At 66.4% G+C, this 13,702-nt stretch carries 11 protein-coding genes; 1 reads left to right on the top strand and 10 read right to left on the bottom strand.

Annotated features, from left to right (window positions below; all coding sequences use genetic code 11):
* Window positions 1–95: 95 nt before the first annotated feature.
* From KHO18_RS09235 to KHO18_RS09210, 6 genes are all read right to left on the bottom strand, one after another.
* The gene (locus tag KHO18_RS09235) at window positions 96–911 is read right to left on the bottom strand and encodes an ABC transporter ATP-binding protein (RefSeq protein WP_211943049.1); all 816 of its coding nucleotides are present in this window, start codon (window positions 909–911) and stop codon (window positions 96–98) included.
* A 72-nt stretch (window positions 912–983) separates the two neighbouring features.
* Window positions 984–2,321, bottom strand: coding sequence for an ABC transporter substrate-binding protein (locus KHO18_RS09230; RefSeq protein ID WP_144199038.1), 1,338 nt, complete (start codon window positions 2,319–2,321; stop codon window positions 984–986).
* 59 nt (window positions 2,322–2,380) lie between these two features.
* Window positions 2,381–3,457: a branched-chain amino acid ABC transporter permease gene (locus KHO18_RS09225; RefSeq protein ID WP_144199040.1), complete on the bottom strand. Its 1,077-nt coding sequence runs from the start codon at window positions 3,455–3,457 to the stop codon at window positions 2,381–2,383.
* A gap of 20 nt (window positions 3,458–3,477) precedes the next feature.
* On the bottom strand, window positions 3,478–4,392 hold the full coding sequence (locus KHO18_RS09220) for a branched-chain amino acid ABC transporter permease (protein WP_144199042.1): 915 nt from the start codon (window positions 4,390–4,392) through the stop codon (window positions 3,478–3,480).
* A gap of 10 nt (window positions 4,393–4,402) precedes the next feature.
* Window positions 4,403–5,323 carry an ABC transporter ATP-binding protein gene (locus KHO18_RS09215; RefSeq protein WP_144199044.1) on the bottom strand — a complete coding sequence of 307 codons (921 nt, stop codon included), beginning with the start codon at window positions 5,321–5,323 and terminating at the stop codon, window positions 4,403–4,405.
* Between the two features lie 13 nt (window positions 5,324–5,336).
* On the bottom strand, window positions 5,337–7,301 hold the full coding sequence (locus KHO18_RS09210) for an AMP-binding protein (RefSeq protein WP_144199046.1): 1,965 nt from the start codon (window positions 7,299–7,301) through the stop codon (window positions 5,337–5,339).
* Window positions 7,302–7,532: 231 nt separating this feature from the next.
* On the opposite strand from KHO18_RS09210, the gene KHO18_RS09205 reads away from it, so the two are divergent.
* On the top strand, window positions 7,533–8,201 hold the full coding sequence (locus KHO18_RS09205) for a Crp/Fnr family transcriptional regulator (RefSeq protein WP_211943053.1): 669 nt from the start codon (window positions 7,533–7,535) through the stop codon (window positions 8,199–8,201).
* A gap of 44 nt (window positions 8,202–8,245) precedes the next feature.
* Here KHO18_RS09205 and KHO18_RS09200 read toward each other — a convergent pair whose 3' ends face one another.
* The 4 genes from KHO18_RS09200 to KHO18_RS09185 form a co-directional block, all read right to left on the bottom strand.
* Window positions 8,246–9,100, bottom strand: coding sequence for a 3-hydroxybutyryl-CoA dehydrogenase (locus KHO18_RS09200; protein ID WP_144199048.1), 855 nt, complete (start codon window positions 9,098–9,100; stop codon window positions 8,246–8,248).
* Between the two features lie 51 nt (window positions 9,101–9,151).
* On the bottom strand, window positions 9,152–9,589 hold the full coding sequence (locus KHO18_RS09195) for an HIT family protein (RefSeq protein ID WP_144199050.1): 438 nt from the start codon (window positions 9,587–9,589) through the stop codon (window positions 9,152–9,154).
* Window positions 9,590–9,673: 84 nt separating this feature from the next.
* Window positions 9,674–12,985, bottom strand: coding sequence for a fused isobutyryl-CoA mutase/GTPase IcmF (gene icmF / locus KHO18_RS09190; protein WP_211943048.1), 3,312 nt, complete (start codon window positions 12,983–12,985; stop codon window positions 9,674–9,676).
* Window positions 12,986–13,219: 234 nt separating this feature from the next.
* Window positions 13,220–13,558: a DUF2917 domain-containing protein gene (locus KHO18_RS09185; RefSeq protein ID WP_144199054.1), complete on the bottom strand. Its 339-nt coding sequence runs from the start codon at window positions 13,556–13,558 to the stop codon at window positions 13,220–13,222.
* Between the last annotated feature and the right edge of the window lie 144 nt (window positions 13,559–13,702).

Here is a 13,702-nt window from a genome sequence, read left to right as displayed (position 1 = left end):
CGCGAGGGCGGCCAGCAGCGCGGCCTCGCGCTCGGCCGGCGTGCGCGTTTCCAGCGAATCGAAATAGTCAGCCATGGTGCGGGAGGGGTAGGAATTCAGGCCAGCCAGCGCTTGCGGCGCCGATAGCTCTTCACATCGCGGAACGACTTGCGCGCGGCGCCATCGGCATCGTTGGCGGCCACGCCCAGGTAGAACTCCTTGACGTCCTCGTTGGTGCGCAGCGATTCGGCCTCGCCGTCCATGACCACGCGGCCGTTCTCCAGGATGTAGCCGTAGTCGGCGTAGCGCAGCGCCACCATCGTGTTCTGCTCGGCCAGCAGGAAGCTCACCTTCTCGCGCGTATTCAGGTCGCGCACGATCTCGAAGATCTCCTCGACGATCTGCGGGGCCAGGCCCATGGAAGGCTCGTCGAGCAGGATCATCGCCGGCTTGGCCATCATCGCCCGCCCGATCGCACACATCTGCTGCTCGCCGCCCGAGGTGTAGCCGGCCTGGGACTTGCGCCGCGTCTGCAGGCGCGGGAAGTAGGTGTAGATCTTCTCCAGCTCGTGGCGCGTGTCTGCGCGCGACAGCCCGCGCGTGTAGGCGCCGGTGAGCAGGTTTTCCTCGATGGTCAGGTGGGCGAAGCAATGGCGCCCCTCCATGACCTGGATCACCCCGCGCTTGACGAGGTCGTTGGGCGTGAGCTGGTCCACGCGATTACCGCGATATTCGATGGAGCCCTTGGTCACGTCGCCGCGCTCGGCGTGGAGCAGGTTCGAGATCGCCTTGAGCGTGGTGGTCTTGCCGGCCCCGTTGGCGCCGAGCAGCGCCACGATGCGGCCTTCGGGCACCTCCAGCGAGACCCCCTTGAGCACCAGGATCACGTGGTCGTAGATGACTTCGATGTTGTTGACGGATAGCAGGGTCATGGGTCACGCCTCGTATGCTGCCGATTCGCTCCCCTCACCCAGCGGGAGAGGGGAGACAAGCACCGCCGCGCTTCAGGACTTCGCGCAGGCCGGCGTAATGCCCTTCTCCTTCGCGTACTGCGCCGCATTGGCCTTGAACAGCGGGTGGATCAGCGCCTTGTTGCCTTCGATCCAGTCCGACACCACCACCCACTTGGCGCCGTCCCACTGCTGGATCTTCACCTTGCCGGAGCCCTCGTGGTTGTCGCAGCTGGTCTTGATCTCGGGCAGCAGGCCGGTTGCGCCCAGCTGCTGCAGGCGCGCGTTGGTCACGTTCAGGTTCTCGAAGGCCCAGCGCATCTGGTCGCCGGACATCATCTTGCCCTTGCCGAACTTGTCCTGCGCCACGCGGACCGCCTCCACCGTCACCACGGCCGCCGAGACGCCCCGGTTATAGAGCACCGAGCCAACCTTGTTGCGATCCTGCATATTGCCCTTGCCGGCGCCGTAGACCACCTTGTCGATATCGGCGATCAGCGGCACGTTGCGGCCCGCCACGTTCCATGTCGCGCTCATGTAGCCCTTGGCGGCGTCGCCGGCCGGCACGGTGTCTTCCTCGGAGCCGGCCCACCAGGAGCCGATCATCTTGTCGCGCGAGAAGCCCACCTTCTGCGCCGCCTTCAGCGCGGTCTGGTTCATCACGCCCCAGCCCCAGAAGATCACGTAGTCCGGGTTCTCCTGGCGGATCTTGAGCCACTGGGCGCCCTGCTCGTTGCCCGGGTGCGCCACCGGAATCTCCACCAGGTTGAACTTGTTCAGCCGCGCCTCGGCCTGCAGGGCGACGATCGGCTCCTTGCCGTAGGCCGAGTCGTGGTACAGGTAGACGATCTTCTTGCCGTTCAGCGACCCGCCGCTCTTGGTGGCCAGGTACTTGACGATGGCCGACACCTGCATCTGGTACGTGGTGACCAGCGGGAAGGCGTACGGGAACACCGAGCCGTCCACGGCATCCGTGCGGCCGTAGCCCATCATCACCAGCGGCACCTTGTCGGCGGCGGTCTTGTCGACCAGCGCGTAGGAGATGCCGGTGGACATCGAGTGATACGCCGTGCCCTTGGTCGTGGGGTTCTTCGACTTGAGCCGCTCGTAGCACTCCACGCCCTTGGCGTTGTTGTATTCGGTCTCGCACTCTTCCCAGCCCAGCTTCACGCCGTTGATGCCGCCGTCCTTGAGGTTGACGTAGTTCAGGTAGTCGATGAAGCCGCCGTAGAACGACTGGCCGTTGGCGCCGTAGGGCCCCACGCGGTAGCTTGGCAACGCCACGAACTGCTCGTTGGCCTGTGCCAGCGCCGGCAGCGACGGTGCCAGCAGGGCCGCCGCCACGCCAACCGCCAGGGCGGCGCGCTGCACATTGCGAATCAGGGTTGTCATGACAGTCTCCTTGACCTTTCGCCTCGTAGACGGGCGTTGTTATGGGCTACGACGATGAATCAATGCGGGAACGGCCAGAGCCGCAGCTTCTCCTTGGCGATCTGCCACAGCCGCGCCAGGCCGTGCGGCTCCACGATCAGGAAGAAGATGATCAGCGCGCCGAACACCATCAGCTGGATGTGCGACACCGTGGCGTTCGTGAACGGCAGATGCAGCAGCGCGGCCAGGCCGGGCAGCACGTTGTCGAGGAAGATCGGCAGCAGCAGGATGAACGCGGCGCCGAGGAAGGAGCCGAGGATGCTGCCCACCCCGCCGATGATGATCATGAACAGGATGCGGAACGAGAGGTCCAGCGAAAAGCCGTCCGGCTCCACCGAGCCCAGGTAGCAGAACGCATAGAGCGCGCCGGCCACGCCGCAGTAGAACGAGCTGACCGCGAAGGCGAGCAGCTTGGTGCGCATCAGCGGAATGCCGATGACCTCGGCGGCCACGTCCATGTCCCGCACGGCCATCCAGGCGCGGCCGGTGGCCGAGCGCACCAGGTTCTTGGCGACGAACGCCAGCACCGTGACAAAGGCCAGCACGAACAGGTACTTGCGCACCGGGGTGTCGATGGCGAAGCCGAAGAGGTCCAGCCGCTGCGCGGTGATCACGCCCGACGAGCTGTTGTTCGACAGCCAGGGGAACTTGGTCAGCGCCCAGACCACGAAGAACTGCGCCGCCAGCGTGGCCACGGCGAGGTAGAAGCCCTTGATCCGCAGCGAGGGCAACCCGAACGCCACGCCCACCAGCGCCGCCGACAGCCCGGCCAGGATAAAGGTGGCCAGCACCGGGATGCCTTCGATCCGCAACTGGAAGTTGTACGCCGCGTAGGCGCCCACGGCCATGAAGGCCGCCGTGCCCAGCGAGAGCTGGCCGGCGTAGCCGGTCAGGATGTTCAGCCCCAGCGCCGCGAGCGAGAAGATCAGGAACGGGATCAGGATCGCGCTGAACCAGTATTCCGAGGCCGTGAACGGCACCGCGACGAAGGCCACCGCCATCAGCACGGCAAAGCCGATGCGGTCCTGCCGGATCGGGAAGATCTGGCTGTCGGCGATGTAGCTGGTCTTGAACTGCCCGGCTTCACGATAGAGCATGGTGTCGGTCTCCGGACGGGTTACACGCGGTCGATGTGCTTCTCGCCGAACAGCCCTTCGGGCCGCACCAGCAGGAACAGCAACGCGAATACATAGGGGAACCAGCCTTCGATGCCGCCAAAGTTGCCGCCGAACATCGACTGGAACACCGGCGGGATGTAGATCTCGGCCAGCTTCTCGGACGCGCCGATGATCAGCCCGCCGACGATGGCCCCCGGCACCGAGGTGAAGCCGCCCAGGATCAGCACCGGCAGCGCCTTGAGCGCGGTCAGCGTCAGCGCGAACTGCACGCCGTTGCGGGAGCCCCAGAGCATGCCCGCCACCAGCGCCACGAAGCCGGCCACGCCCCAGACAATCGCCCAGATGTGCTGGAGCGGAATGCCAAGCGAGAGCGCCGCCTGATGGTCATCCGCCACCGCGCGCAGCGCGCGGCCCACCTTGGTGTACTGGAAGAACAGCGCCAGCGCGGCCACCAGCACGGCGGCAATCGCGGCGGCGGCCAGGTCGAACTTCGAGAGGACGATGTTGAAGCGGGTGAGGATGGCCTCGATCGGCTCGTCCACGATGCCGAGGTTGATCGGCCGCACCTCGTTGCCGAACAGCAGCGGCCCGAGTCCTTCCAGGAAGAACGACAGCCCGATGGTCGCCATGAACAGCGTGATCGGCGGCTGGTTGACCAGCTTGCGCAGCACCAGCCGCTCGGTGCTGATGCCCACGATGACCATGACCACGAACGCGCCGATGAACGCCGCCCACATCGGCATGCCCTTGTCCATCAGCCCCACCACGGCCAGCGCGGCGAAGTAGACCATCGCCCCCTGCGCGAAGTTGAACACGCCGGACGCCTTGTAGATCAGCACGAAGCCCAGCGCCACGAGCGAGTACATCAGCCCGGAGAGCAGCCCGCCGATCAGGATTTCGAAGAAGAAGGTCATGATGGGGCGCTCAGTGCGAGGTGCCGAGGTAGGCACGGATTACGTCGGGATTGGCCTTGACCTCCTCGGGCGTGCCGTCGCCAATCTTCTTGCCGTAGTCGAGCACGACCACGCGGTCGGAGATGTCCATGACCACGCCCATGTCGTGCTCGATCAGCACGATGGTGGTGCCGAACTGCTGGTTCACGTCGAGGATGAAGCGGCACATGTCCTGCTTCTCCTCCACGTTCATGCCGGCCATCGGCTCGTCCAGCAGCAGCATCGACGGCTCCGCCGCCAGCGCGCGCGCCAGCTCCACGCGCTTCTGCAGGCCGTACGGCAGGCGCCCCACCGGGGTCTTGCGGATAGCCTGGATCTCGAGGAAGTCGATCACCTCCTCCACCTTGTGGCGGTGCCGGATCTCCTCGGCGCGCGCCGGGCCCCACCACAGCGCGTGCGCGAACAGCCCGGTGCGGAACTGGGTGTTGCGGCCGGTCATGATGTTGTCCAGCACGGTCATGCCCTTGAACAGCGCGATGTTCTGGAACGTGCGCGCAATGCCCTGCCGCGCGGCGGCGGTGGGATGCATCTGGCGCCGTTCCTCGCCCCGGAACACGATGCGGCCCTGCTGCGGGTGATAGACGCCGTTGATCACGTTCAGCATCGAACTCTTTCCCGCGCCGTTCGGGCCGATGATCGCGCGGATCTCGTGCTCGCAGACGTCGAACGAGATGTCGGTCAGCGCCTTCACGCCGCCGAACGCGAGCGAGATGTGCTGGAGGTCCAGGATCACGTCGCCGCGGGTGCGGGTGTGCAGGGTGGAGTCCGGCTCCAGCGCATCGCCGGTGCGCAGCCCCTCGTGCTGCACGCCGTCGGCGTGCCCCGGCGCGGCGATCGTGCCCGCCGGCGCCATCGTGCCCGTGGCGTCCACGCGCCATGTCATCTGCGTCATGCCATTCCCCTGTTCATGCCGCGCGCGCGCCGCCCGTGGGCGGGAAGCGCTTGACGTCCACCAGCTTCAGCGTGGCCGAGACACTGCCCTCGCGGCCATCCTCGAACTTCACGCGCGTCTCGATGAACTGCTCGGGCTTGCCCGCGTACAGCGCATCCACCAGCACCGCGTACTTCTCGGCGATGAAGCCGCGCCGCACCTTGCGCGTGCGCGTCAACTCGTCGTCATCCGGGTCCAGTTCCTTGTGCAGGATCAGGAAGCGCGCCACCTGCGAGCCGGCCAGCATGGCGTCCGCCGCCAGGTCGGCGTTCACCTGCTCCACGCACTCGGCGATCATCGCGATCACATCCGGCTGGGCGGCCAGGTCCACGTAGCCGGCATAGGCCAGGTGGCGGCGCTCGGCCCAGTTGCCCACCGCATCGAAATCGATGTTGATGAAGGCGCAGACCGACTCGCGGTCCGTGCCGAAGGCCACCGCCTCCTTGATGTACGGGAAGAACTTGAGCTTGTTCTCGATGTACTTCGGCGCGAACATCGACCCGTCGGCCAGCTTGCCGACGTCCTTGGCGCGGTCGATGATCTTGAGGTGGCCGTCGGCGTCGATCACGCCGGCGTCGCCGGTCATGAAGTAGCCCTCGTCGTTAATGGCCTCGCGCGTGGCGTCGTCGCGCTTGTAGTAGGACTTGAGCAGCCCCACGCCGCGCACCAGCACCTCGCCGTTCTCGGCGATGCGGATCTCCATGCCCGGCGCGGCCGGGCCGACGGAGTCGAACTTGACCTGCCCGTCCGGCTGCAGGCACACGTAGGCGCAGGTCTCGGTCTGCCCGTAGAACTGCTTCAGGTTCACGCCGATGGAGCGATAGAAGCGGAAGAGGTCCGGGCCGATGGCCTCGCCGGCGGTGTAGCCCACGCGGATGCGGCTCATGCCGAGCACGTTGCGCAGCGGGCCGTAGATCAGCCATTCGCCCAGCGTGTAGCGCAGCCGGTCCGCCAGCGGCACGGGGCGCTTGTCGAGGATGTCCGCGCCGCAGCGGCGCGCCACGCCCATCGCCCAGTCGTACAGGCGGCGCTTGACCCAGCCGGCGTCCTCCATGCGGATCATCACCTGCGTCAGCAGCCCTTCATAGATGCGCGGCGGGGCGAAGTAGTAGGTGGGGCCGATCTCGCGCAGGTCCGTCATCACGGTCTCGCGCGATTCCGGGCAGTTCACCGTGAAGCCGGCGACCAGCGCCTGCGCGTACGAGAACAGGTTGTCGCCCACCCAGGCCATCGGCAGGTAGGAAAGCACGTCGTCGTCGGGGCCGAGCTTGTCGAACTGGCAGCCGTTGCGCGCCGCGCCGATCAACCCCTGGTGCGAATGGCAGACGCCCTTGGGCTTGCCGGTGGTGCCAGAGGTGTAGAGGATGATCGCGGTGTCGTCGGGCTGGCCGGCCTGCACCTGCTCGTCGAAGAAGCCGGGGTGCGCGGCATCGTACTCGCGGCCGATCTCCTGGAGGCGTTCGTAGGAGAGCAGCGAGGGATGGTCGTAGTCGCGCAGGCCGCGCGGGTCTTCGTAGATCAGATGGCGCACGGCGCGGCCGCGCGCGGCGAGCTGGGCCTCCACCTCGAGCAGCTTGTCTACCTGCTCCTGGTCCTCGACCACGGCGAATTCGATCTCGGCGTCTTCCAGCACATAGACCATCTCGTTGGCGATGGCGTCCTGGTAGAGCGGCACGGGCACGCCGCCGAGCGCCTGCGCGGCGGTCATCGCCCAGTAGAGACGCGGGCGGTTGTCACCCACCACGGCCAGGTTCATGCCGCGCCGGAACCCAAGCGCGGCCAGCCCGCAGGCGAGCGCGCGCACCTCGCGCGCGGCTTGCGACCAGCTGTATGTCTGCCAGATCCCGAGATCCTTCTCGCGATGGGCCGGATGATCCGGCCGCTGCGTGGCGTGCGCCAGCAGGCATCGCGGGAAGGTCGTTGCCGACGATTCCTGCATCGCTGTCTCCTCTCCCCCAGGGGGCGTAGGGGCCACGCCGGGTATCAAGCCGCCGGACCGGTCGCTATACTGGGCGCCAGGCGGCGCTTCTCGCACCGCATCAAGCCGCCAAGCCTTGTGAGATCAGGCCGGGCCGGTTCCGTTGTGATCGTAAGATAGCCGATGCCATCCCCCCGGGTTGTCACGCCGATGACAATTCCGGGTTAATCCCTACGGGAGCACCGAATGGCGATTTCCCATGATTTCATCGACCGCTGCGCCTGGGCCGTCGACCTCAGCCCGGCCCAGCGCGACCGTGTGAAGCGCGTGACTACCGTGCGCGAGTACAGCCAGGGCGACTATGTCTGCCACAAGGGCGACCTGGCCGAGCACTGGCTGGGGGTGGTGGAAGGCATCATCAAGATCACCACGGTGTCGCCCTCGGGCAAGTCGGTGACCTTCACCGGCGTGCCGACCGGCGGCTGGTTCGGCGAAGGCGCGGTGCTGAAGTCGGAGATCCGCAAGTACGACGTGATGGCGCTGCGCCGCTCGCGCATCGCGTTCATCCCGCGCGAGACTTTTCAGTGGCTGCTGGATACCAGCCTGCCGTTCACGCGCTTCCTGCTGATGCAGTTCAACGAGCGGCTCGGGCAGTTCATTGCGGCGGTGGAGTACGAACGGCTGCTGGACATCGATTCGCGCGTGGCGCGCGCGGTGTCGTCACTGTTCAACGAACACCTGTATCCGGGGTTGGGGAATACGCTGGAGATCTCGCAGGAGGAGATCGGCCTGCTCGCCGGCATCTCGCGGCAGCGCGCCAACCAGGCGCTGAAGGTGCTGGAGCAGCAGGGGCTGGTGCGGGTGGACTACGGAGTGATCGAGGTACTCGACCTGGAGGGGCTGCGGCAGTACGGGGAGTGAGGGTCTCCCCCCTCCTCCTGGAAGAGGGGGGGGCAGCGATCGACTTACTTGCTGTACACGTAAACCCCACGCCCGGTCTTGCGGCCGAGGTAGCCGGCGGCGACCATCTCGCGCATCAGCATCGCCGGACGGTACTTCGGATCGGCGAACTCGGTGTAGAGCACTTCCATCACCGCCAGCATCGTATCCAGGCCGATCATGTCCGCCAGCGCCAGCGGCCCGATCGGATGGTTGCAGCCCAGCTTCATCCCCTCGTCGATTTCCTCCGGCGACGCCAGGCCCTCGCCCAGCACGCAGAATGCCTCGTTGATCATCGGGCAGAGGATGCGGTTCACCACGAAGCCCGGGCTGTTCTTCACCGTGATCGGATACTTGCCCAGCCGCTTGGCCAGCTCCTCGACGTCCGCATGCGTGGCATCGCTGGTCTGCAGGCCGCGAATCAGCTCCACCAGCGCCATCATCGGCACCGGGTTGAAGAAGTGCATGCCGATGAAGTGGTCCGGGCGCGAGATCGCCGCAGCCAGCTTGGTGATCGAGATCGACGAGGTGTTCGACGCCACGATCACGTGCGCGCCGACGATGCTGTCGATCTGCTTGAGGATCTTGAGCTTCAGCTCATGGTTCTCGGTGGCGGCCTCGATGACGATATCGGCTTTCTTGAGGTCATCGTAGGCGGTGCTGCCGTGGATGCGCGCCAGCGCTGCCGCCTTGTCGGCCTCGGTCGCCTTCTCCTTCTTGATCAGCCGGTCCATGCTGCCGGCCACCGTGGCGATGCCCTTCTGCACGGCGGCGTCGCTGATATCGACCATCACCACGTCCAGGCCAGCTACTGCGCAGGCCTGGGCGATGCCGTTGCCCATCGTGCCGGCACCGACGATGCCTACTGTCTTGATTGCCATGTCGAACTTCCTTGTGTCGTTACGTGTATCCGGGAATGAAATCGGGACCGATCAGGCCGGCAGCTTCGCCAGCGCCGCGATCACGCGTTCGGCGTGCTCCTTGAGCACGGCCATGTCCTGCTGCTCGCGCGCATGGCCGCGAATCGGCTGGTCCGCGTAGCGCGGCACGATGTGGAAATGGATGTGCGGCACGGTCTGCCCCGCCGCCACGCCGTTGAACTGGGTGATGACCATGCCGTCCGGCTGGAAGGCCTCGCGCACGGCACGCGCCACGCGCTGCGTGGACTTGATCGCCGCCGCCGCGCCGGCCTCGGACAGGCCGAACAGGTCCACTGCCTGCTCCTTCGGCACGACCAGCGCGTGGCCGTCGGTCTGCGGCATGATGTCCATGAACGCGATGGTGTCCGCGTCCTCGTAGATCTTGAAGCACGGGAGTTCGCCACGCAGGATGCGGGCGAAGATGTTCTGGTTGTCGTACTCGGCTTGCATGGCTGTCTCGGGAAGAAAAAGCCCGCCTCGCGGCGGGCGATGGGGGCAGTTTAACGTCCTCCCCCGGTTCATAACACCCCGTGGCTACATGTTGCGCCGATACTGCCCGCCGACCTCGAACAGCGTGTGCGTGATCTGCCCTAACGAGCACACGCGCACGGCGTCCATCAGCACTGCGAACACGTTCTGGTTGGCGATCACGGCCTGGCGCAGCCGCTCCAGCATCGCCGGGGCGTCCGCCGTGTGGCCCTGCTGGAATTCCGCCAGGCGGTTCAGCTGGCTCTGCTTCTCCTCCTCGCTCGAACGCGCCAGTTCCAGCTTCTGCGGCGTCGGGTCGCCTTCCGGATTGCGGAACGTGTTCACGCCGATGATCGGCAGCGTGCCGTCGTGCTTCAGCTGCTCGTAGTACATCGACTCCTCCTGGATCTTGCCGCGCTGGTAGCCGGTTTCCATCGCCCCGAGCACGCCGCCACGCTCGGCGATGCGCTCGAACTCCTGCAGCACGGCCTCTTCCACGAGGTCGGTCAACTCCTCGATCAGGAAGCTGCCCTGATTCGGGTTCTCGCACTTCGCCACGCCCCATTCGCGGTTGATGATGAGCTGGATGGCCAGCGCGCGGCGCACCGATTCGCCGGTCGGCGTGGTGATCGCCTCGTCATAGGCGTTGGTATGCAGCGAGTTGCAGTTGTCGTAGATGGCGATCAGCGCCTGCAGCGTGGTGCGGATGTCGTTGAAGTCGATTTCCTGCGCGTGCAGCGAGCGTCCCGACGTCTGGATGTGGTACTTGAGCTTCTGGCTGCGATCGTTGGCGCCGTACTTGTCGCGCATCGTCACGGCCCAGATGCGGCGCGCCACGCGGCCCAGCACGCTGTACTCGGGGTCCATGCCGTTCGAGAAGAAGAACGACAGGTTCGGCGCGAAGTCGTCGATATGCATGCCGCGCGCGAGGTAGGCCTCCACGTAGGTGAAGCCGTTCGAGAGCGTGAACGCGAGCTGGGAGATCGGGTTCGCGCCGGCCTCGGCGATGTGATAGCCCGAGATCGACACCGAGTAGAAATTGCGCACCTGATGGTGGACGAAGTACTCCTGGATGTCCCCCATCACCTTCAGCGAGAACTCGGTGGAAAAGATGCACGTGTTCTGGCCCTGATCCTCCTTGAGGATGTCTGCCTGCACCGTGCCGCGCACGTTCTGGAGCACCCAGGCGCGGATCTTCGATTCCTCGTCGGCGGTCGGCTCGCGGCCGTTGTCGACGCGGAACTTGTCCAGCTTCTGGTCGATGGCGGTGTTCATGAACATCGCCAGGATGGTCGGCGCGGGTCCGTTGATGGTCATCGACACGGACGTGCTCGGACTGGTCAGGTCGAAGCCGTCGTAGAGCACCTTCATGTCGTCGAGCGTGGCGATGCTGACGCCCGAGTTGCCGACCTTGCCGTAGATGTCCGGGCGCAGGTGCGGGTCTTCGCCGTAGAGCGTGACCGAGTCGAACGCGGTGGAAAGGCGCTTGGCGTCCATCCCTTCCGACACCAGCTTGAAACGGCGATTTGTGCGGAATGCATCACCCTCGCCAGCGAACATGCGGGTGGGGTCCTCGCCCTCGCGCTTGAACGCGAACACGCCGGCCGTGTACGGGAAGCTGCCCGGCACGTTCTCGCGCATCAACCATTTCAGGATCTCGCCGTCGTCCTCGAAGCGCGGCAGCACCACCTTGCGGATCTTGGTGCCGGAGAGCGTGGTGGTCACCAGCCCCGTGCGGATCTCCTTGTCGCGGATCTTCACCACGTATTCGTCGCCGCTGTATGCCTGCTGCATCTGCGGCCACATCGCCAGCAGCTTGCGCTCCACGGCGCCGAGGGCGGCGTCACGGTCAGCGGCCAGCGTGTCCAGCGTGGCGGTGTCGCCGCCGGCGTCGGCCTGCCTGACCATCGCCCCGGCGGCGCGCAGCTGCTGGCGCTCGCGCGCCAGCCGGCTCTGTTCGGCCACGCGGCGATGGTAGGCGCGCACGGTATCGGCCAGCTCGGCCAGATAGCGGCTGCGCGCCGGCGGCACGATCACGTTCTGGCCAGTGGAGATCCGGCCGCTGGTGGCCGGCAGCACGCCGGGTTTCAGCGCCAGGCCGCGCCCGGCGAGGGCGGCGGCCAGCCCCTGGTAGAGCATCGTCACGCCATCGTCATTGAAGCGCGACGCCTGCGTGCCATAGACCGGCATCTCGTCGGGCTTGCTGTGCCACTGCTCGCGGTTGCGCTGCACCTGCTTGGCTACGTCGCGCCAGGCGTCCTGCGCGCCCTTGCGGTCAAACTTGTTGATGGCGACGAAGTCGGCGAAGTCGAGCATGTCGATCTTCTCGAGCTGGCTCGCCGCGCCGAACTCGGGCGTCATCACGTACAGCGACAGGTCCACGTGCGGCACGATGGCCGCATCGCCCTGCCCGATCCCGGACGTCTCCACGATCACCAGATCGAAGCGGGCGGCCTTGCAGGCGGCAATCACGTCCGGCAGCGCCTGGGAAATCTCCGATCCGGCCTCGCGCGTGGCCAGCGAGCGCATGAACACGTTCGGATGGTTGATCGCGTTCATGCGGATGCGGTCGCCCAGCAGCGCACCGCCGGACTTGCGCCGCGACGGATCGATCGAGATCACGGCAATCGACAGCGCGTCCTGCTGGTCCAGCCGGAAACGGCGGATCAGCTCGTCCGTCAGCGACGACTTGCCGGCGCCACCCGTCCCCGTAATGCCGAGCACCGGCGTGGTGGCGGTCTTCGCCCGGGCATGGAGGGTCTCGACCAGCGCCGGGTCGGCGCGGCCGTTCTCGAGCGCGGTCATCAGCTGGGCCAGCGCGCGGCGGTCGCCACCGGCCACGGCATCGAGCGAGGTGGGCGCGTAACGGGTCAGGTCGATATCGCAGCGCTGCACCATGTCCGCGATCATGCCGGCCAGGCCCATGCGCTGGCCGTCCTCGGGGCTGTAGATGCGCGCCACGCCGTAGGCCTGCAGCTCGCGGATCTCGTCCGGCACGATCACGCCGCCGCCGCCGCCGAACACCTGGATGTGCTCGCCGCCGTGCTCGCGCAGCAGATCGATCATGTATTTGAAGTATTCGACGTGCCCGCCCTGATAGCTGGAGATGGCGATGCCCTGGGCATCCTCCTGCAGCGCGGCGGTCACCACCTCGTGCACGGAGCGGTTGTGGCCCAGGTGGATCACCTCGCAGCCGTGGGACTGGAGGATGCGCCGCATGATGTTGATCGAGGCGTCATGGCCGTCGAACAGCGAGGCGGCAGTTACAAACCGCACCTTGTTGGTCGGCGTGGCGGGCGTGGTGGGCGTCATGGCGCCCTTGCCCGTGGCTGCGCGCGGCTTGGGCGCGGTCCTGCTCACATCGGAAAGATCAGTCATTGTCTCCACCGCTCGGATATGTGGCTGGCGTGCCACGCGCCGGCGGTTCTGACGACCGCACTGACGGGGCCGGACGATTATATGACGTTTACGTTAACGTAAGGCAAGGCGGGCAGGAAGGCTGCGCGCCAAGGGTCATGACGGCATCCTCGCATGGCGGGAGGGATTGGACCAGCGGGGTTGGCCCGGATGGAGCGCGGCAGGCACTTGCCCGCCGCGTGATGTTGCGGAGGCTCAGGCGTGGATCTGCGGGCAGTCGCCGAAGGCGTCCGTCTTGCGGGCGCGCCAGCGGCGCAGCAACTGGCGGGCGATGGCGGCGGCACGCTCGAGCGATAGGGGCGCGGGGGTCTCGGCCAGCTGGAAGCGGGCCAGCGGCGACTCGCCCGACAGCCAGACCTGCGCGCCCTCGGGGAGCGCGAAGACGTCACCCGGCCGCAGCCAGATATCGGCGGCCTGCCCTTCGATGGTCAGCCACAGCCGGCCTTCGAGCACGGCGACGCTCTGGCCATGCCGGACGCGCCAGCTTACGGGCTTGCCCGGTTCATCGAGTTCAAAGGTCCTGAGTTCACGCATGGGGGTCTCCTCGTTCTGCCCGGCGGAGCGGCGTCGATGGTCTACGCGGACGCCTCCGCCACGCTTCCATTATTCATGGCGAGGATTACAATCCCATGCACAGTTCCGAACAGTTTTCGATGAACTGTTCAGTAGTTTTTGCTG

Origin of the sequence: Cupriavidus campinensis (assembly GCF_905397395.1) — a bacterium.
In the GTDB taxonomy this organism is placed as follows: domain Bacteria; phylum Pseudomonadota; class Gammaproteobacteria; order Burkholderiales; family Burkholderiaceae; genus Cupriavidus; species Cupriavidus campinensis.
This window is presented reverse-complemented; position numbering and strand designations above follow the sequence as displayed.

Coding starts and splice junctions, on each gene's coding strand:
- KHO18_RS09235 (WP_211943049.1), bottom strand. CDS start 911: ATGACCCTGCTATCCGTCAACAACATCGAAGTCATCTACGACCACGTG.
- KHO18_RS09220 (WP_144199042.1), bottom strand. CDS start 4,392: ATGACCTTCTTCTTCGAAATCCTGATCGGCGGGCTGCTCTCCGGGCTG.
- KHO18_RS09230 (WP_144199038.1), bottom strand. CDS start 2,321: ATGACAACCCTGATTCGCAATGTGCAGCGCGCCGCCCTGGCGGTTGGC.
- KHO18_RS09200 (WP_144199048.1), bottom strand. CDS start 9,100: ATGGCAATCAAGACAGTAGGCATCGTCGGTGCCGGCACGATGGGCAAC.
- icmF (WP_211943048.1), bottom strand. CDS start 12,985: ATGACTGATCTTTCCGATGTGAGCAGGACCGCGCCCAAGCCGCGCGCA.
- KHO18_RS09185 (WP_144199054.1), bottom strand. CDS start 13,558: ATGCGTGAACTCAGGACCTTTGAACTCGATGAACCGGGCAAGCCCGTA.
- KHO18_RS09210 (WP_144199046.1), bottom strand. CDS start 7,301: ATGCAGGAATCGTCGGCAACGACCTTCCCGCGATGCCTGCTGGCGCAC.
- KHO18_RS09225 (WP_144199040.1), bottom strand. CDS start 3,457: ATGCTCTATCGTGAAGCCGGGCAGTTCAAGACCAGCTACATCGCCGAC.
- KHO18_RS09195 (WP_144199050.1), bottom strand. CDS start 9,589: ATGCAAGCCGAGTACGACAACCAGAACATCTTCGCCCGCATCCTGCGT.
- KHO18_RS09215 (WP_144199044.1), bottom strand. CDS start 5,323: ATGACGCAGATGACATGGCGCGTGGACGCCACGGGCACGATGGCGCCG.